At 40.0% G+C, this 19,928-nt stretch carries 21 protein-coding genes; 17 read left to right on the top strand and 4 right to left on the bottom strand.

Features of this window, described 5'->3' with window-relative positions; all coding sequences use genetic code 11:
* Positions 1-290 precede the first annotated feature (290 nt).
* The 10 genes from NSQ25_RS12125 (at position 291) to NSQ25_RS12080 (ending at position 11,499) form a co-directional block, all read left to right on the top strand.
* Positions 291-893 carry a class I SAM-dependent methyltransferase gene (locus NSQ25_RS12125; RefSeq protein WP_034279979.1) on the top strand — a complete coding sequence of 201 codons (603 nt, stop codon included), beginning with the start codon at positions 291-293 and terminating at the stop codon, positions 891-893.
* A gap of 401 nt (positions 894-1,294) precedes the next feature.
* Positions 1,295-2,509 (top strand): formaldehyde dehydrogenase, glutathione-independent, encoded by a 1,215-nt coding sequence (gene fdhA, locus NSQ25_RS12120; RefSeq protein ID WP_024423097.1) that lies wholly within the window; start codon positions 1,295-1,297, stop codon positions 2,507-2,509.
* A 98-nt stretch (positions 2,510-2,607) separates the two neighbouring features.
* The gene (locus NSQ25_RS12115; protein WP_061109397.1) at positions 2,608-3,381 is read left to right on the top strand and encodes a class I SAM-dependent methyltransferase; all 774 of its coding nucleotides are present in this window, start codon (positions 2,608-2,610) and stop codon (positions 3,379-3,381) included.
* Positions 3,382-3,706: 325 nt separating this feature from the next.
* Positions 3,707-4,651: an ABC transporter ATP-binding protein gene (locus NSQ25_RS12110; RefSeq protein WP_120208267.1), complete on the top strand. Its 945-nt coding sequence runs from the start codon at positions 3,707-3,709 to the stop codon at positions 4,649-4,651.
* Positions 4,652-4,670: 19 nt separating this feature from the next.
* Entirely contained in the window at positions 4,671-5,837 is a 1,167-nt protein-coding gene (locus NSQ25_RS12105) for an ABC transporter permease (protein ID WP_065214599.1), read from the top strand.
* Positions 5,830-6,951, top strand: coding sequence for an ABC transporter permease (locus NSQ25_RS12100; protein ID WP_326136214.1), 1,122 nt, complete (start codon positions 5,830-5,832; stop codon positions 6,949-6,951). The genes NSQ25_RS12105 and NSQ25_RS12100 overlap by 8 nt, the downstream gene beginning before the upstream one ends.
* Before the next feature lie 138 nt (positions 6,952-7,089).
* Complete coding sequence (locus NSQ25_RS12095) at positions 7,090-7,839, top strand: SDR family oxidoreductase (protein WP_326136215.1); 750 nt, start codon at positions 7,090-7,092, stop codon at positions 7,837-7,839.
* Positions 7,840-8,211: 372 nt separating this feature from the next.
* Complete coding sequence (locus NSQ25_RS12090; protein WP_326136216.1) at positions 8,212-9,432, top strand: MFS transporter; 1,221 nt, start codon at positions 8,212-8,214, stop codon at positions 9,430-9,432.
* Positions 9,433-9,502: 70 nt separating this feature from the next.
* Positions 9,503-10,543: a 2,3-butanediol dehydrogenase gene (locus NSQ25_RS12085; protein WP_024427903.1), complete on the top strand. Its 1,041-nt coding sequence runs from the start codon at positions 9,503-9,505 to the stop codon at positions 10,541-10,543.
* 125 nt (positions 10,544-10,668) lie between these two features.
* Positions 10,669-11,499, top strand: a complete 831-nt coding sequence (locus tag NSQ25_RS12080) for a manganese catalase family protein (protein WP_326136217.1) — start codon at positions 10,669-10,671, stop codon at positions 11,497-11,499.
* A 35-nt stretch (positions 11,500-11,534) separates the two neighbouring features.
* Here NSQ25_RS12080 and NSQ25_RS12075 read toward each other — a convergent pair whose 3' ends face one another.
* The 4 genes from NSQ25_RS12075 to NSQ25_RS12060 are packed head-to-tail and all read right to left on the bottom strand — an operon-like array spanning position 11,535 to position 14,577.
* Positions 11,535-12,248, bottom strand: coding sequence for an amino acid ABC transporter permease (locus NSQ25_RS12075; RefSeq protein WP_024427905.1), 714 nt, complete (start codon positions 12,246-12,248; stop codon positions 11,535-11,537).
* Positions 12,249-12,260: 12 nt separating this feature from the next.
* The gene (locus NSQ25_RS12070) at positions 12,261-12,959 is read right to left on the bottom strand and encodes an amino acid ABC transporter permease (protein ID WP_025092844.1); all 699 of its coding nucleotides are present in this window, start codon (positions 12,957-12,959) and stop codon (positions 12,261-12,263) included.
* Positions 12,956-13,816 carry an amino acid ABC transporter substrate-binding protein gene (locus tag NSQ25_RS12065; RefSeq protein WP_265193341.1) on the bottom strand — a complete coding sequence of 287 codons (861 nt, stop codon included), beginning with the start codon at positions 13,814-13,816 and terminating at the stop codon, positions 12,956-12,958. Before NSQ25_RS12065 ends, NSQ25_RS12070 begins: the two co-directional genes overlap by 4 nt.
* Complete coding sequence (locus NSQ25_RS12060; RefSeq protein WP_024427908.1) at positions 13,813-14,577, bottom strand: amino acid ABC transporter ATP-binding protein; 765 nt, start codon at positions 14,575-14,577, stop codon at positions 13,813-13,815. Before NSQ25_RS12060 ends, NSQ25_RS12065 begins: the two co-directional genes overlap by 4 nt.
* Before the next feature lie 144 nt (positions 14,578-14,721).
* On the opposite strand from NSQ25_RS12060, the gene NSQ25_RS12055 reads away from it, so the two are divergent.
* From NSQ25_RS12055 to NSQ25_RS12025, 7 genes are all read left to right on the top strand, one after another.
* Positions 14,722-15,885 (top strand): acyl-CoA dehydrogenase family protein, encoded by a 1,164-nt coding sequence (locus NSQ25_RS12055; RefSeq protein WP_280806394.1) that lies wholly within the window; start codon positions 14,722-14,724, stop codon positions 15,883-15,885.
* Positions 15,886-16,010: 125 nt separating this feature from the next.
* Positions 16,011-16,799 carry a BPU family class D beta-lactamase gene (blaBPU, locus tag NSQ25_RS12050; RefSeq protein ID WP_280806395.1) on the top strand — a complete coding sequence of 263 codons (789 nt, stop codon included), beginning with the start codon at positions 16,011-16,013 and terminating at the stop codon, positions 16,797-16,799.
* A gap of 103 nt (positions 16,800-16,902) precedes the next feature.
* A complete protein-coding gene (locus NSQ25_RS12045; protein WP_326136218.1) occupies positions 16,903-17,517 on the top strand; it encodes a hypothetical protein in 615 nt (204 codons plus the stop codon).
* Positions 17,518-17,612: 95 nt separating this feature from the next.
* On the top strand, positions 17,613-17,960 hold the full coding sequence (locus NSQ25_RS12040; protein WP_041118067.1) for a YxiJ family protein: 348 nt from the start codon (positions 17,613-17,615) through the stop codon (positions 17,958-17,960).
* A gap of 17 nt (positions 17,961-17,977) precedes the next feature.
* Positions 17,978-18,352, top strand: a complete 375-nt coding sequence (locus NSQ25_RS12035; protein ID WP_041118065.1) for a hypothetical protein — start codon at positions 17,978-17,980, stop codon at positions 18,350-18,352.
* Between the two features lie 55 nt (positions 18,353-18,407).
* The gene (locus NSQ25_RS12030) at positions 18,408-19,277 is read left to right on the top strand and encodes an alpha/beta hydrolase (protein ID WP_041118063.1); all 870 of its coding nucleotides are present in this window, start codon (positions 18,408-18,410) and stop codon (positions 19,275-19,277) included.
* Positions 19,278-19,354: 77 nt separating this feature from the next.
* Positions 19,355-19,711 (top strand): winged helix-turn-helix transcriptional regulator, encoded by a 357-nt coding sequence (locus NSQ25_RS12025; RefSeq protein WP_029708013.1) that lies wholly within the window; start codon positions 19,355-19,357, stop codon positions 19,709-19,711.
* Positions 19,712-19,928 lie beyond the last annotated feature (217 nt).

Genomic DNA, 19,928 nt, shown 5'->3' with positions numbered 1-19,928 from the left:
AGAATAACCGCCAAAGCCCATAATCTAGCACCACCTTTATCTAATCAAGATACATTTATAAATTATGCAGCTCATGCAGAAAACGAAATCAATCTGAGCACAAATAATGAAAACGCCTATTCAAGTTAAAAAATAATTTTCACTTTCTGCGAAACATTTTCTGAAAAGGAGCGTCTTATAAAAGACAAATAAATTAGGACTAGGTCTTAATTTTTGTTAGGTGAGAGCCGATATGAAAAGTAAGAAAATTTGTAAATAGTTTATTTACTGGTGAAAAGCAGGTGTTAACATTGATTCAAAGCTGGATTGGAAAACAAATGAGGGAACCAAAAGGCTTGTTCTCAAAATGGGTTGCCCGCTATATGGAAAAAAATCATCATAATATCAATGAATGGACGCTTCAACTCTTAAATATACAAGAAAATGACCGAATTTTAGAAATTGGGACTGGAAGAGGCATCACCTTATCAAAGGTAGCTGAAAAACTTGACCGCGGAAAAGTATATGGAGTGGATGCCTCTCGTCATATGATTAAATATGCAAAAAGAAAACATAAGAAGCTTGCGGAACAGGACAAAGCCGTTATTACGCTTGGTAAGGCTGAGCAATTACCTTTTGAAGACAGATCATTCAATAAATTATTTACGGTGCAGACGATCTATTACTTGAAGGATATTGAGCAAGTCATGAAGGAAGTGTACCGCGTCCTTCAAGTGGATGGAGAAGTATTTTTATCCTTCCAAAAGCAGGAGCTGATCAACGAACAAAAACGGTCAACATCTTTTTCATCGTACAGTGAAGAAGAGATCAGCCGTCTGTTTTCAGCATATCACTTTAGAGAAGTCTCGGTTTATCACTATGATACATACATCTGTATCAAAGCCTTAAAATGATGAAAATATTTCCCAGGTAATGAACAAGCACTCAAAAAAGAGGCTCTTTGTCAGATGAGCCTCTTTGCCTGCAATAAAAAAAGGCTCTTCATCAGAAGAGCCTTTTGTATGTGATATAGGCGCCAGCCAGGTGTGTAAGGAATGATAGTATATATAAGGAATTTGTTTGTCGATTAAGGATACCTGTCTGGCTTATTTCTTATATCGACACCGTTCTGCAAAAGTTTAGCTTTTTTTTCAATATTTTCTTTTTTATTTCGCTGAAAGACACATTTTTCTTTCTCACATAGACATGTGTCTCCCTCTTTTTCACATAATGTGCTGTTTGAAGAAGGAAATTGCTTAAGAAATAGAGAAAATTGTAGAGACTTCATTTTTAAACAAAAGGGAGGAATGAAATCATGTCGGGAAACAAAGGTGTCGTTTATAAAGGAGCAGGAAAAGTAGCAGTTGAGGATATTGGATACCCTGATTTGGTCTTAAAAGACGGCCCGGGTGTACCTAAAGCCAATGTGGGGCGCAAATGTGAGCATGGCGTCATTTTAAAAGTAGTGACGACGAATATTTGCGGAAGTGATCAGCACATGGTGAGAGGGCGTACGACTGCACCTGAAGGGCTTGTCCTTGGTCATGAAATTACGGGTGAAGTCGTGGAAGTTGGGCGAGATGTGGAGTTTATTCAAAAAGGGGACCTCGTGTCCGTTCCGTTTAATATTGCCTGCGGACGCTGCGTCATGTGTAAGGAACAAAAAACCCATGTGTGCTTAAATGTAAACCCGGACCGCCCAGGCTCTGCCTATGGATATGTAGATATGGGCGGATGGGTTGGCGGCCAATCCGAGTATGTCATGGTTCCATATGCAGATTTTCAGCTGCTCAAATTTCCAGACAAAGATCAAGCGATGGAAAAAATACTTGATCTCACGATGCTTTCCGATATTTTCCCGACAGGTTTTCATGGTGCTTATACGGCTGGAGTAAAGCCTGGTTCGACCGTATATATTGCAGGTGCTGGGCCGGTAGGTCTTGCAGCAGCACATTCGGCTCAGCTTCTTGGCGCATCTGCTGTGATTGTTGGAGATCTGAATGAGCAAAGACTGGAACAGGCAAGAAGCTTCGGCTGTGAGACGATCAATCTACGAAAACATGATCGAATCGGCGAACAAATCACGAATATTTTAGGGGAGCCAGAAGTTGATTGTGCCGTCGATTGTGTCGGCTTTGAAGCTTCGGGTCATGGAGACCAGGGAGAAGCTCCAGCAACTGTTTTAAATACGATTATGGATATTACCAAAGTTGGAGGCAAGCTTGGAATTCCAGGGCTTTATGTCACAGAAGATCCAGGAGCAGTGGATGCCGATGCAAAAGTCGGTTCTCTGAAAGTGCGAATTGGACTTGGCTGGGCGAAAGCTCATACCTTTGTGACAGGTCAAACCCCTGTTATGCAATATCATCGCAGTCTAATGAAATCCATTTTAAGCGGCAGAGCACAGATCGCCAAAGCCGTCAATGCGACCGTCATTGACCTTGATCAAGCTCCTAAAGGATATAGTGACTTTGATTCGGGTGTGGCGAAGAAATTTGTCATTGACCCGCACGGGATGCTTTCTCGATAATTTTTAACATGAAAGGAGCCGCTCAATAAAATGGGACGGCTCTTTATTGTGGAAAATCACATAGACTATACAAATCCATTTCAAGGCGGAGGAATTAGATGAATTCAGATCAGGCCAAAAGAAGAGTAGTAGAACAATTTGGAAGAAATGCAGAAAAGTATGTGACGAGTCAAACTCATGCAAAGGGAGCAGACCTTGATCTAATTGTTGAATGGGCAGCCCCAGAAGAGAGCTGGGTCGTACTCGATATAGCAACTGGTGGCGGGCATACCGCAAAAGCACTGGCTCCATATGTGAATCAAGTGTTTGCGACGGATTTAACGAAAGAGATGCTTTCTCATACATCACTTCATTTAAAAGCGTATCCACAAATTTTTTATGTAGTAGCGGATGCAGAAAGCCTTCCTTTTTTAGATGGCACATTTGATATGGTCACATGCCGAATTGCAGCACACCATTTCCCGCACCCTGAACAGTTTGCCAAAGAGGCATCTCGCGTATTAAAGTCAAATGGTCTGTTTTTCTTTATTGATAATGTTTCGCCAAATGATGAAGAGCTTGCACTATTTATCAATGAGCTGGAAAGATTGAGAGACCCAAGTCATGTGTCCTGTCTATCTACAGAACAATGGAGGGAATTGTTTTATAAAGAGGGAATAAAAGAAGTAAGATCAATGGAACGAAAAAAACGTTACCCTTTTCAAGAATGGGTCAAGCGAACAACGAAAACTTTAAAGGAAGAAGAGATCGTTACAAAATACATGTTAGATGCTAACGAGAAAATAAAGCAATATTATAGATTGAACATGACAGAGGATCAGATAGAATCAATAGAGGTGGATGACTGGATTGCTCTTTTCAGGAAAGAATAAAAATGTTGATTAAACTTTTCTGGACAAAACAGACTCAAACATTTGTGAAGGGTGACACCCCTGTGCTGTAATATGACCGAAATTTGTATTTGATCCGCATAAATTGATTAAAAAACTTACAAGAACACCTTGTAAGTTTTTTGTTTTCAAGATTTAAAAAAGCCTGTACTATTCTCCTGCATTCCGTAACATGTTAAAATGAAAAGATTGGAAATATAAGTCTTTAGTAGATTTCTTTACTATATATTAAGATTTGATTGGATGATATTTATTATAAGGGATTTTATGTGAGAGAAAGATAGACAGAATAGAGGAGAGAGATAGGTTGCTAAAAGTACAAGACATTAAGAAAAATTATGAGAATCAGCAGGTATTAAAAGGGGTAACCTTTCACTTAAAAAAAGGAGAATCATTTGGTCTATTGGGACCGAATGGTGCTGGGAAATCCACATTAATTGGCATCTTGACAGGGCTTATCCGAGCAACTAGCGGCTCTGTAACGATTGAAGGTTTAGATTTAAACAAAGAAACAAATAGAGCACAGCAAATGATTGGTATTGTCCCGCAAGAGATCGCGTTATATTTACATTTGACAGCAAAAGAAAATTTAATATTTTGGGGGAGAATGTACGGACTCAAAGGAAAGGAGTTAAAAAGCAGAGTACAAGAAACACTTCAGTTAATTGGTCTTGAAGATAGAGCAAATGATAAAGTGAAAGTATTCTCTGGAGGAATGAAAAGAAGAGTGAATATCGGATGCTCGATTTTGCATCAACCGAAACTATTAATCATGGATGAACCGACTGTAGGTATAGATCCACAATCAAGAAATCACATACTAGAAACAGTAAAAATGTTAAATAGTGAAGGGATGACAATTATATATACTAGTCATTACATGGAAGAAGTCGAATATTTATGTGAAAGAATGGCTATTTTGGACCACGGATCGATCATTGCAATGGGGGATCAACATGAATTAAGTGAGCTTGTCGGCAATCAAAGGGAAATTATTTTTACTATTAAACGTGAACATGGACAGAGCGAAATAGATCGTGTGTGCCAATACATAAATGATGAAGATCCGTTAAAGGAAATCGTGATTCATGGAAATCAAATTAAAATATTTGATCAACATCCTCAGCAGCTATTAAGTCGTCTCATTCAAGGTGTGACTGCATTAAATGTTCAAATTATTTCAGCAGAAATCGTAGAACCAAACTTAGAAAATGTTTTTTTATATTTAACTAGTAAAAAATTGAGAGATTAGGCTGTTTGGAGGTGAGCATATGAGCATTTGGGTTGTACTGAAAGATCTATTATTGTTTTTTAGGGATAAGAAAAGCTTTTTTACACTTTTTTTTATGCCTATCATATTAATTGCTATTTTAGGTGCAGCATTTGGAGATAACATGAAGAAAGATAGTGAAATCAGGATCAATTCATTTCGAGTAGGAATAACAGATCAAGATAAGTCCGCTACAAGTAGAATGTTTCTTTCAACAGTGTCTAAGAGTGAACTAAGTGACATATTTGATGTGAAGGTCACCTCGAAAAATCAGCTAGAGAAAGATTTAAATAGTAGAGACATTACAATGGGTATAATCATCAAGCCGAATTTTGAAAAAAGCCTATTGAATTATGATCATGTGCAATTGAATATTCTCAAAGGGCCCAATTCAAACTTACAGGAAATGGTTCTGGAAAATGTGGTTTTGCAATTCTTTCAAAATTATCATATGAATCGTATTCTGTTGCCGTTGAATCAAGGTAAAGAAGTGGAAATCGCGTCTGATCAACTGAAAAAAGAACTGGTGAACGAGAGGAATATTCATATCAACAGCCAGCCGATTACATCCTTCCAATACTACGCAGGTGGGATGGGTGTGCTTTTTTTATTAATGACTGTTGTTTTTCTAGTTGGAAGTATGATAGAGGAAAAAGAAGAAGATGTTTATAAAAGGCTGATTGTATCAAAATTAAGCAATACTAGTTACATCGTTGGGAAGTTATTGGGTATTGTTTTGATGAGTATGATTCAACTTGCGGTCATTATTTTATTTACTAGTTTTGTCTTTAAGGTGAACTGGGGAGAGCCTTTTACTGTTGTTATGATCGGATGTAGTTTTATATTAAATGCTGCGGGTTTCGGGGTGCTGATTGGTTCTTTTATCAATAGAGAAAAAACGTTTAACAGTGTAGGGATTTTAGGAACTCAAGTGTTAGCTGCTTTAGGTGGGAGTATGGTGCCCTTATACTTATTCCCACAATGGGTGATTGATATCAGCTATTTTTTACCTAATTCTCTTGCACTTCAAATGTTTTTGAAAAGTATGGCAGGTGCTGATTTTAGTGAAATTCAAAGCGGATTATTACTTAGCTGTGGGATGGGACTAGCTTTCTTCATCATTGCTTTATTAAGAATGTCTTTTGAAAGGAAGCATCGTTATGCATAAAATATTAGCCATTATAACGTTAAAGTTAAAAGAAACATTAAAGTCCCCATTGACCCTCATTTTTTTATTTGTTATGCCAATCGTATTTAGTTTTATCTTTGGAAGTACCGCATCTGATTCAAAGAAACCTACAGTTGCTTTTATTCTAGAGCCTAGTCAAGGGAAACTGGATCAAGAAATTTTTCAAATTCTCGAAAAAAACACCAAATTTCTCTGGGTAAAGGCGACTGAAAGGGACGCAAAAGATTTAGTATCTGAAGAAAAGGTAGTGGCGTCTGTGAAAGTCGCAAACCAATTAAAGTCCCATCTAAAAGAAAATAAAGAAATTTTTGATGTGACAGTTTATAAGAAAACTGAAGAATATGCAGTCTTATCTCCTTATTTAAAAGAGACAGCTACCATCATTTATCAAATCAATCAGGGTGTGAAAAAGCAGAAAAGTGTTTCTCTCTCTAATGCATTGAACAAGTTAAATGAATCTGGCACCATTTCATTGATTGAAAAAAATCAAGATGATCAAGCAAGCCAGCAACCAAATTTAATACCGCTTGGCTTTACCATTATGTTTATGATGTTTGCGATTTCAAGCTCTGTGTCATCTATTCATTTGGAATATAAAGATTATACATGGCAAAGATTGCTTTCGAGTCCAATTCATAAAATATATGTGCTTCTGGGCTATTTAGTGGTTTATTTCCTCCTTGGATGGATACAACTGGGTGTTCTTTTGACTGTCTTATCTGTGTTCTTTCATGTGTACTTAGGAAACGTAATTCATATTCTAGTGTTTGGATCATTTGTTATAGGGCTAGTCGTGAGTTTAGGTTTTATGATTGCCACCTTATCTCATACAAAAAAGCAATCTGAAGTATTTAGTGCAATTGTTATCGTAGGATCGTGTATGCTGGGTGGTATTTATTGGCCTTTAGATATCGTTCCAGACATTATGAAGAAGATCTCTTTGGCTATACCGCAAACATGGATGATGTCGGGTTTTGGTGAGATCATGAGCGGTACTGTCAACCAATCAATCTTATTATTAGACATAACAGTTTTAGCTGCTTTTACGATTGTTTTTATGGTGATTGGTTTGAAAAATATCAGATCCTATTAATCACTTTTCTTCGTTTCATTTTAGTTTTTAAAAACCCTCTATGGCTCTCAATTGCGATAGAGGGTTTTTTATTCATGCGTACTCCTCAAAATGATATGATAGACGACAACATCTCATGGAGAAAGGATTGGATGAATGATGAATTTTCAACATAAAACCGTCATCATCACAGGCGCAGCCAATGGTATTGGTGAAGCGATCGCCTGCGGTTATGCAAAAGAAGGGGCGCGTGTGGTGCTTGCGGATATAGATGAAGAAAAGGGAAAGCGTTTGGAGGAGCAGCTGAGAAAAGAGTCCTATGAAGTTTATTTCATTAAAACGGATGTGAAACAGGAGAAGGATATTCAGCGCTTAATGTCGTTTGCTGCAGAGCACTGCAAAACAATTGATATTCTCATTAATAATGCCGGCGTCATGTGCACAGCATCGCCTTATGAGTTAACGGTCGATGAGTGGGATCATGTGCTGCATACAAATGTAAGAGGGACTTTTTTATGCGCTAGAGAAGCAGCACGTTATATCAAAGAGAATCCAAACGGCGGTTCCATTGTGAACATTTCATCTACCCGTGCGACCATGTCAGAGCCCCATACGGAAGCATATGCTGCATCAAAAGGCGGCATTTCCGCGCTTACTCATGCCTTGGCGGTTTCTTTTAGTCAGGATCACATTACGGTGAATAGCATTTCCCCTGGATGGATTGAAACGAAAGATGAGAAAAGTCTTCGAGAAATTGACCATCAGCAGCATCTTTCCAATCGAGTGGGTACGCCAAAGGATATTGTGAGAGCCTGTTTTTATTTAACTGATGAAGACAATCAATTTGTGACCGGCACAGATTTGGTTGTTGATGGCGGCATGACTAGAAAAATGATTTATGCGGATTAACATGAAAAAAATATTGACGCTTTGATCGAGGCGCAGTACAATATGTAACAATTCAGCTGAAGATCGTGATGAAAAAAAGACACAGCGCAAATAGAGAAGAGTACATCATAGCTGCCCCACACAGAGAACTCCGTGAAGCTGAGAAGGAGCTGGGAAGCATGATGGAACCAAGCCTCTTAGCTCTGCACCGGATTCCCTCGGATGGTGGTGCAGCGAACTTCTCCCGTTACAGAGAAGGGTGAATGATCACCCGCTAAGGTTCATCTGGCAACAGATGAATGAACTGAGGTGGCAACGCGGAGTAAATCCCGTCCTCAAGACAGACATGTCTTGGGGGCGGGATTTTTTTTATGACAAATAGGGGGGATCATGATGAAAAAACATTGGCGGGATATGAGTATTTTACTTGGAGCCATCGGGATCGCGAACATAGGAGAATGGATTTATATGATTGCTCTCCATCTGCTTATTTTTCAAAAAACGGGCTCTGTACTTGCTGTAACAGCAGTTTATTTACTAAGACCGGCTGCTGCTCTTTTGACCAATAGCTGGTCCGGCAGTTTGATTGACAGGCTGAATCAGCGGAATGTGATGATCAGTTTAGATATTACCCGTGCTCTGCTCATTGCATGCATCCCTTTTGCCTTATTCTCAGGACATCTGATCATCCTATATGTCATGGTGTTTTTCATACAGATGGCACAAGCGGTGTTTCATCCAGCGTCGATGGTGTATATGACAGGACTAATCCCGGCGGATAACCGAAAACGGTTTAATGCCATTCGCTCTTTATTACAATCCGGTGGATTTTTACTTGGGCCCGCAGCAGCAGGTCTGCTCTTTCTCATCGGGACTCCTGTGCTTTCAATTTATGTAAATGCGATCTGCCTGTTGATATCTGCTTTGTTAACGATGTGTTTACCGAATTTGGTCAAAACAGATGCTGCCCAAAAGCGGTTTTCCCTTTCAATGTTAAAAGAGGATGCAAAGCTTGTTCTGCGTTTTAGTCTGACGTCACGCCAGATCATGACGGTATATTTATTATTTAGTGCCGCAATATCGGTCCTTCCTACGGCCATAGACTCACTTGAAACAGCCTTTGCAAAAGAAGTATTGATGCTGACTGATACACAATATGGCCTTCTTGTCAGTATAGCTGGAGCGGGTATTATCGCAGGAGCAAGTCTTAATTCGGTCATTGTCGAAAGGCTGTCAGTTTCGCTGATGCTTGGAATCGGCAGTTTGTTTGTGGCGTTTGGCTATCTTATTTATGCATTTTCCAGCAGTCTAGTTGCAGCCGCAGGTGGATTTTTTATATTAGCCTTCTTTTTAGCATTTGCGAATACAGGTTTTATGACGTTCTATCAAACAAATATCCCCGTAGAGGTGATGGGGAGGGTAGCCAGCTTTTATGCTTTGGTTGAAGCCATTCTGACGATGACCATGACAGGAATATTCGGCGGACTCGCTCATATTCTATCGATCAGAATTTCCGTCATCATTGGGTGTCTATGTATGCTTCTTATCTGTCTATTGCTATGTTTTGTCATCTTTCGTCCATTGACTGTCAAAAAAATAGTGCATCCTACTTAGAAAATTAAAAAAATTATGTTATCATTATTTAAGTAAGTTAATTAAATTGATGAGAAAAGGAGTCTTATAAATGAAAGCACTACGCTGGCACGATCAAAAGGACATTCGACTAGAGGAAATTGATGAACCAACAGTTGCTCCAGGAAAAGTGAAACTTAAAGTAAAATGGTGCGGCATTTGCGGTAGTGATTTACATGAATATTTAGGCGGACCGATCTTCATTCCTGTGAATGAACCTCATCCACTTACAAAAGAAAAAGCACCCGTTACACTGGGACACGAGTTCTCTGGTGAAGTTGTTGAAGTAGGAGAAGGCGTGAGCAATTACAAAGTAGGCGACCGAGTGGTGGTTGAACCTATTTTTGCAACTCACGGGCATCAAGGTGCTTATAACTTAGATGAAAACATGGGCTTTTTAGGGCTTGCCGGAGGCGGCGGTGGGTTCTCTGAATATGTATCAGTCGATGAAGAATTACTTCATTTATTACCAGACGAAATCTCATATGAGCAAGGCGCGCTTGTCGAGCCTTCTGCAGTTGCTTTATATGCGGTTCGTTCTAGTAAAGTACAAGCTGGGGATACAGCGGCTGTGTTTGGCTGCGGACCAATTGGTTTACTTGTCATTGAAGCATTAAAAGCAGCTGGTGCTACTGATATTTATGCAGTTGAATTATCAAAAGAGCGCCAAGTGAAAGCAAAAGAGCTTGGAGCGATCATTGTAGATCCATCTCAGTATGAAGATGTTGTTCAAGAAATCGCTCGCCGTACAAACGGTGGCGTCGATGTTTCTTTTGAAGTGACAGGTGTACCTGTTGTATTGAAGCAAGCAATCCAATCAACTAGAATTTCAGGCGAAACAGTCATTGTAAGCATTTGGGAAAAAGGCGCTGAAATTATGCCGAATGACATTGTCATTAAAGAACGTACAGTAAAAGGAATTATCGGCTACAGAGACGTATTCCCATCTGTATTAAACTTAATGAGAAAAGGCTATTTCTCTGCAGACACACTCGTCACGAAAAAAATCAAGCTGGACGATGTGATCGAGGATGGCTTCCATGCATTAATCAATGAAAAAGATCAAGTGAAAATTTTAGTCAGTGCTGAATAAGTAAGATAACAAAGAGGATGGCATAAGCCGTTCTCTTTTTTTATGTATTCAGATCATTTTCATAAAGGGAGCTGCGGTCGAATAGTGATAAGTGAAAAGATGTTTTTGATAAGGGAGATGACATCGTGTTTTATCACATCAAAGAATTGCAATATGAAGCAAAGCCCTCAAAGCCGGATCCGGTGTATGCAAAGAAATTACAAGAAGTATTAGGCGGTCAATATGGTGAAATCAGCGTGATGATGCAATATTTATTTCAAGGCTTTAATTGCCGGGCAGATCAAAAATATAGGGATTTATTATTTGACGTGGGAACAGAGGAAATTGGTCATGTCGAAATGCTGGCAACGATGATTGCGCGTTTACTTGATAATGCACCAGTTAAGGAACAAGAAGAAGCGTATCAAAGTGATCCTGCACTTGCAGCTGTCATGGGCGGAATGAACCCGCAGCATGCGATTGTTGCAGGTTTAGGGGCAATGGCAGCGGATAGTCAAGGATACCCGTGGAATGCCAAATACATCATTTCAAGCGGAAATTTAATGGCGGATTTCAGAGCCAATTTAAATGCAGAGGCCCAGGGCCGCCTTCAGGTCACAAGACTTTACGAAATGACAGATGACCGCGGCGTCAAAGATATGCTCTCCTTCCTCATTGCTCGTGATACATATCATCAAAATATGTGGATTGCCGCAATTAAAGAATTAGAAGAGCGAGAAGGAGATGTCGTCGTACCAACCACCTTCCCTCGTTCACTAGAAAAACAACAAGTATCCTATGACTTGTTTAACTTCTCAAGAGGGGAAGAAAGTAAGCAAGGCAGATGGGCACATGACCGCAGCATGGATGGAAAAGGAGAGTTCAGATATATTTCTGCACCTGTCGTATTCGGCTCTGCACCAAAGCTCAAACCCGCACCAAAAGAACTATTTAACACACCAAAAAAGGGTGAATAAAAAAGTCGATCAGGTTTTTGTGCCTGATCGACTTTTTAACGTCCGAGAGTTCTTCCGTATACACTGACACGTTTCTCTAATAATGCAAAGGCTAATTCAAAGACAATGCTCAGCAGCCAATAGATCAAAGCAGAGACGAGATAAGTTTCTAAAAACTGATAGCCGTCATTTGCAATGATCCGGGAAATACCCATGATTTCGAGTACCCCAATTGTAAACGCAAGAGATGTCGCTTTTAATAACTGAACGAGCTGATTGCCTAGGTTTGGTAAGGCCACAACAAATGCCTGCGGCAAAATAATGCGTATCATCGCCTGACGTGTGGTCATGCCTACAATTTTTGCCGCTTCAAGCTGCCCTTTATCTACTGCCAGAAGTGCACTTCGGACCACCTCTGTTAAATGAGCGGCTGAATGCAGGCTGAAGGTAATAAGAGCCACAGCTAAAGGGGAGACCATATCCGGATGAAAGGTCAGTCCGAATGTGCCGCTCATACTGGTTAGAAGAAAAGGGAGCCCATAAAAGAAAGCGAACAGTTGAACAATAAGCGGCGTTCCTCTAAAAAAGGAGACGTATAGCGTAACGAGCTGTCTGAGTACAGGGATGCGAAAGAGGCGAATGAAAGCAAAAACAGATCCGATCACAAGACTCACAGCCATGGAAACAAGAGCAATTAATAAGGTTAAAGGGACACCTTTTAGAATATGTGGTACTTGGTCAATCGCAAATGGAATATCAATGGTTTGCATCAAATCGCCTCCTTAACGTGACAGACTGGTACGGCCTTTTACAAATTTCTTTTCAAGCAGCATGGTGACTAGTTCAATGCTCATACAAATGAGCCAGTACACAATCGCAATGATCACATACACTTCAAACATGCCGATTCCATAGTTATTTCCTAAGATGATCTTCACCTGTCCCATAATATCGATGAGTCCGATCGTAAAGGCAATCGCCGTGTCTTTCACAAGATCAATGGTGTAATTTCCGAGGTTTGGCAGGGCAATGAGAAAGGCCTGCGGGATAATGATCCTGATCAAGGCCTGTGTATCTGTCATCCCCACAATGTAGGCGGCTTCCAGCTGATCCTTCCCAACAGACGAATACGCACTGCGAAAAACTTCAGATAAATAAGCCCCCGTATGTAAAGAGAACGTCATCATCACAAATAACACACGATCCCAATGATTGATTTGAATTCCTGCCACAAGTAAAAGCTGAGGAAGTCCAAAATAAATTAAGAATAACTGAACAATTAATGGCGTACTTCGTGTAAAAGATAAATAGATAACAGCCAATTGCTTCAGCACTGGGATTTGTTTTATACGAATGCATGCAAATAAGAGCCCTATTATGATGGCGAAAAACAATGACACCGCAATAATGAGAAAAGTGAGTGGCAGGCGTTCAAGCACCTGTAAAAAAATTCGCAGCCAATCTCCAGCTGTAAACGTCATGACGCTTCCTTCCTTTCTTCATATTGATAGCCTTGCTCTGAGATGTAGTCAATATCTTGAAAGAAATCAACCCCAAACCACTTTTTCGCAAGCTTAGGAAGTGTTCCATCATCAATCATCTCTTGTGTGACCTGGTCCAAATCTGCTGCAAGCTGCTTCTCACTCGGCTGTAAGACAAGATAAATCGGCTCCTTTGACACAATGCCGCCAACTTTGACCTTTAGGTTGAGATGCTTTTGTATGGTATCGAAGGTCGAAATATTCATAAAAGCCGCATCAGACCGTCCGCTTTCAACGCGCTTTAAGTTGAGTTCATTTGAAGGGCTTTCAATGGTTGTCAGCGGAATATCTGGATCATGTTCTTCATTATATTGATTTAATATGGAACGCAATCCGCCGCTGGGACTGACAGGAGCGAGCTTTTTTGATGTCATATCATCAAGCGATTGAATATCCCGGTTTGATTCATTCACAATTAATCCTGTCATCGAATAGCCGTACGGAACTTGAGGGTAAAGAAACCGTTTTTCGCGTTCAGGGTTACTGAAAAACCAATTAGCTGCCATTTCAAACTTCCCTGCGCCAACACCAATTAAATTGGATTCTTCCTCGCCAAAGATGTAATCAAAATGTATGTGTGGAAGTCTCTTTTCCACTTCATTTAAATAATCAATGTTATAGCCAATCGGTTCGTTTCGGTCATTTGTGGCTAAAAAAGGTGGATTGACCTCTGCACTCAGTGCGACTTTCACAATTTGTTTTCCATCATCTGTTGTTGTTTTCACACTGCTGCAGCCAATCAGGGAGAGGAGAATCAGAAGGACACCAGCTGTCATGAATGCTGTCTTTTGCTTCATATGTCTTCCTCCGATCCTTGCCACATTCCGCGATGAATCCTAGATAAAAATTGTTTCGTTCGTTCATGCTGCGGCTTCATGAGGACGTCTTCTGGGGAGCCTTTTTCAACGATTTCCCCATCTGCCATAAAGATCACGGTATCCGCTACGTCCTTTGCAAACGAAATTTCATGCGTCACAATGACCATCGTCATCCCTTGGCTCGCAATATCTTTGATCATTTCAAGGATTTCTCCGACCATCTCTGGGTCAAGTGCGGACGTTGGTTCATCAAACAAAAGCACCGCAGGATTCATCGCAAGAGCGCGGGCAATTCCAATCCGCTGCTGCTGACCGCCAGATAATTCACTCGGAAATGCATCCTTTTTATGAAGCAGTCCAATCCGCGCTAAAAATTGCTCTCCAACCTTTTCAGCTTCTTTTTTAGACATGTTTTGGGACACAATCAATCCCTCTGTAATATTTTCAAGTGCTCGTTTATTTTGAAACAAGTGATAATGCTGAAATACCATGGAAGATTGCTGCCTTAGTTTTAAAAGATCTTTTTTATGATATCGTTCAAATTGAATCGTGGCTTCTCCAACAGTCAGCTCTCCTTTGTCTGGAATGTCGAGGCTGTTTAAACTGCGGAGAAGTGTTGTTTTTCCTGATCCGCTCGGTCCAATAATTGCGACCACTTCACCTTCTTGTACGGTGAAATCAATGCCTTTTAACACATGGGTCTGCCCATAAGATTTATGTAGATTAGTAGCTGAGATCATAAAAGCATCACGTTCCTTTGACAGATGTACTTAATATTGATAAAATTTAACACATTAAATCCTATAAGTAAAGTGTGTTTTATTCATTCCGATTGGAAAAATGAGATATCATAGATTGTGAGAAACAGAGGAGTTGGATACGTTTTGTCTAAAGCATTATTTGTCGATACCGATTTTCAAAAAACATGGCTTAATCAGCTGGAATCTCTTCGTGAAACGATTGAACAAAACGCAAAAAAACATGATGAAGGCGCTTATTTTCCTAAACAGAATATCGAATCATTAGTAAACATGGGATATACAGCCCTGTCTCTTCCCGCTGAATATGGAGGCGGGGGTCAATCTGTGACAGATATGGTTCTATTTCAAGAAACGCTTGGCAGCATGGACGGAGCGACTGCCTTATCGATTGGCTGGCACCAAGGAGTTGTTGGTGAAATTTATGAAAAGAAACTATGGAATGAGAAGCAGCTGCAATTCTTTGCGGAAGAAGTGAAGAAGGGCGCCCTTGTCAACCGCGCTGTGAGTGAGGCGCAGACAGGCAGCCCAACAAGAGGCGGCAAGCCTGGGACAACAGCGATGAAATCAGGTGATCGCTGGGTGATCAATGGACATAAAATTTTCACAACAATGTCACCAGCTCTCACATACTTTTTAGTCGGTGTATGGATCGAAGAAAAAGAGGCGATGGGATTCTTCTTAATTCACCGTGACACAGAAGGTGTTTCTATAGAAGAAACATGGGATGTTGTCGGCATGAGAGGAACAGAAAGCCATGATTTAATCTTAGATCAAGTTGTGGTATCAGATGATATGCTTGTTGAAGTGCAAAAAGGACCTCGGGGCGGTACGTTAAACCCTTGGATCGCACATATTCCTTCCTGCTATTTGGGGATTGCGCAAGCGGCAAGAGATTATGCTGTTCAGTATGCCATCACCCATTCACCGAACAGTATCAGCGGAACGATTAGTGACCTGCCGAATGTCCAAACACTGATTGGCGAAATTGATTTACTACTAAAGCAAGCACGCCACGTCATCTATTCAACGACAACATTGTATGAACAGCCAGAGAAAAGAGAGCTGTTAATCAATGAATTCGGTGCTGTGAAGCATACAGTCGTAAATCATAGTCTGCAAGTGGTCGATAAAGCCATGCGTTTAGTCGGTGCAAAAAGCTTAAGCCTCGGCTGTCCGCTTCAGCGTTACTATCGAGATATCCGGGCTGGGCTCCATAACCCGCCAATGGATGATATGACGATTTCAAAAATCGCGAAGCAGGCCATTGAAGAGAAAAAAGAAAGCTAATATGATCAAAAAGCCGGATGAAACCGGCTTTTTTTATTTGGCAGAAAAGAGGACAAGCGTACCTTATGTCTCATCACTCAGGCATGCTACAATCGATACAAATCATAGGAAAAGGAGCGATTTTTTTGAAGAAAAAGCATATGAAATGGCTGTTTTGCACCATCATGCTGATGGCATTTTGTATCGGCCAGCCTTCATCAAGTGAGGGAACATCTCCAGCTTGGTCAGTAGATGAATTCATGAAAGACCGAGAAGGCACATTTGTCATCCAAGAAGTAAAAGAAAAATCGCCATGGGTGTATAACCAAAAAAGAGCGAACAAGCGCTTTGCCCCACAATCGACATTTAAAGTGGCAAATGCCCTCATCGGACTCCAAACAGGCGCAGTGAGAGATGAATACGACATTAAATATTGGGACGGAGTGAAAAGAGAGATTGATAACTGGAATAAGGATCATACACTGGGCTCTGGCATGAGAGATTCAGTCGTCTGGTACTATCAAGCCATGGCACGTGACATCGGAGAAGAACGCATGAGTCATTGGGTGAAAGCCATTCATTATGGGAACGAAGACATATCAGGAGGAATCGATCAATTTTGGTTAAGCAGTTCGTTGAAAATTTCTCCAGTAGAACAAGTCCATTTCCTCAAACAGCTATATGAAGAAAGTCTTCCATTTGACCTGTCTGTCATGAGAACGGTCAAACGAATGATGATACAAGAAGAAGAGAAACATGCCACCCTATACGGAAAAACAGGCTCCGGCTCAGGCATCGGCTGGTACGCAGGCTTCATCAAACATGAAAACAAAACCTACATCTTCGCCACAAATATCGAAGGCACCGGCATAGAAGCAAAAGAAATTACCTATCGTATTTTGAAAAAATATCATTTGATGGAAGCATCCGTTTAGGGTGCTTTTTTATATATAAAAGGGGATATTTTGATAAGATGATGATATATGGGTTAGTTTTAGGAAAATGATAGTGATATCACATGAGAAGGAGGCTTTTTGCTTGAACCAGCCTGAGCCCTTATTTGTTCGTTCAGAAAAAGAATTCAGGTTCTATCAGAATTTAGTGGATCATGTATTTGATCAAAATAAAGGGCTGCCACAGCAAGTCTTCCGTAAGAATTTTGATTGTTTTTTGTTTCAAGAGTTTGATTGGGCATTAAGTGATGATATTTTACCAACAATCAAGGAGTTATCAAATTCAACACGTGATAGAGAATTTTTGACCGCAATCCTTAAGCCAGATCCAGTTGATTACTATTTGAAGGAGTTTGGTTATTATCATTGGCTGAAAGCGAGTGTGAACATTTCAGGTGAGGATTATGTAAATGCACTATGGATGCACCCAAAAGGTTCTATAGCTGATAATATAATTACGAACTCAAACATAGTGGTTTGGTTATCCCGTTCTTTGCAGTGGGCGATTTGGGCAGATAGAGATATGGAAATTTGTATAATAGGTATGGTATCAAAAAAAGAGTGTTCCCAAAATATTTTATTAGAAGAAGGATGGAAACCACTGGATCATCCTGATTTAGCAAGTTGGTTAGAACTGTTATTGAAGGATCAAAAAACATTCAATGAATATTTCAGTCAATTGCTATCAAATTATCCGTAATGGTACTTGTGGTTTAAATTAGGAAGTATCAATTACTAATGATAGACAAAGAAATGATTATCAGTAATGTCTATATATAAAAGGAGCATAAGGCCATGAACATCAGCCAAGATAAAACAGCATTAATCAATGATTTGAAGCAGCGCTATCAATATTGTTTTCATTCCGCTTATCCAGAAGATATCGTATCTTTTGAGGAGGAAACTGGCATTTGGTCCGATGATTTTTATGAATTTTTCACACTTGTAACAGGAAGCTTAAGTTATGTGATCGATAACAAACGAATACCGAAAAAACAATTGAACGTGCTGCGTCAATCATTTGAAGAGCATTACCCTCAAATCAAAGCGTTTCAACACATCCTTGAATCGTATCCTTTATTACATTCCTACGTTCAATACCATGAAGAAACAAGAAAACGAATCATTGCACTTATACAATAACCTATGGGGGACAAACGATGACATGGTTTTTAGATGAAAAAATCCAAAAGCAAATCCCTGATTTCAATATCAACCATCTAAAGCAAATCAATGAATTTCACTATTTTAAAGAGTATAATGAACATTACGACTTGATCAACTGTATTAATCTACACATCCCATACGAATCTGCGATCCATAAAGCAGACATTTATCTGAAATTCACCAATGTCTCTTCTGTTCAAATCAAAGATTTGGAGTTAACAAACGATGACTATATTTTATTGGACATTCAGCTTTTGGATAGGGGCTGGGAAAATTTGAATTACTTTGTCGAAGACTTTGAAGAACAGTATTTTTCTTTTTATTGTCAAACGGTTCAAGTCATACAAGTCGTATCAAATGAATCGTGATAGTCTACCAACATATGCCTAAATATACTTCCCCATCCCAACACAGAAAGGTGCAATGACATTGAATCGATTCATGAAATGGCTCTTATTTGCGGCGGTCATCGCTGGTTTATTGGTATGCGCATTCTTTGTGTTCCGTTTCAACCAGCCTAAGCCGACAACCAATATCCATTATGCAGACACACAAAACAAACAGCAAACACTCGATATGTATATGCCAAAGGGCAAAGATGAAGACAAAAAGAAGAAGCATCCTGTGATGATCTATCTCCATGGCGGCGGCTGGACAGGCGGCGATAAGAATAGAGTCGCTTCAAAGGCTGATTATTTTACTGGTCAAGGGTATGTGTTTGTTTCAATGAATTACAGGCTTCACCCTGATGCCAACTATGAGCAGATGGCAGATGATACAGCAAACGCCATTAAATGGGTGAAGGATCATGCAGATGAATATCAAATCGATTCATCAAAAATCAATGTCATGGGTCACTCAGCGGGCGGTCATTTGACTGCATTGGTTGCCACAGATTCGACCTACTTAAAACGTGTGGGGCTGTCGCCAAAAGCGATTAATTCCATCGTGATTTTAGATGGGCCGTTAAACCTCAATCAATTTATACAAGCCATCCCATCGTACAAAAAAGTCTTTGGCAAACAAGAGAAAAATTGGACAAAGGCATCACCTGTCACTTATATGAATCAAGCGAATGTACCTCCTGTCTATTTGGTCACGGGCTGGGAAAATCCTCAGGTGTACCGATTTGCAGAAAAACTGAACCATGATAAAGGCTCTCGGTTTGTTTTTCGGGTTCATACGTTAAGCCATAGTGATCTGAACAAATGGTTTGGATCAGACAGAGCGCCAAAAGAAGCACAAAAAATGACAGAGGCTGTGATGGCTTTTGTCAAAAAACAAAATCAATAACGAAGACCGTATGCTTGGGCAATTCATTTTGCCGCAGTATATGATAAAGCGTAAATGGTTTGAAATTAAAGGAGTGTATGTTGTTGTCATCACGAATGGAAAATAAAGTATTCAATTGCGAAAAAGAGCTGACGCTAAATATTATCGGCGGTAAGTGGAAAATGCTGATTTTATGGCACCTTGGCAGAGAAGGGACAAAACGTTTTGGTGAGTTAAAGTCGTTAATGCCTGGGATTACGCAAAGAATGCTTGTCAATCAGCTAAGAGAATTAGAGGAAGATCACATTGTGCACCGGGAGGTTTATCCTGTCGTCCCGCCAAAGGTTGAGTATTCTCTCACAGAACTAGGAGAAAGCTTAATGCCGATTTTAGAGGCGATGTATGATTGGGGAAAACAGTATCTCGACAGTAATTTTTTAAAAGATGATAAATAGAAAGACGACCGATTGTAGGCAAAGGGCTAAAATAACTTTATTTTAGCCCTTTGTCTTTACGCTGAGATACTGGCCAAAAGACAGTATCTTTTTTGTAACCATATGCGGAAAAGTATAGTATGTAAAAAAAAAGTGCGTACTTGGATTGCGTCCATCCTGTTGTTATACTCATTTCATCGTTCAAGATGCATCATCCGCGGAGCTCTTGAAGATGAGA

This window comes from Bacillus sp. FSL R5-0512 (genome assembly GCF_038593295.1).
GTDB lineage: Bacteria > Bacillota > Bacilli > Bacillales > Bacillaceae > Bacillus > Bacillus safensis.
This window is presented reverse-complemented; position numbering and strand designations above follow the sequence as displayed.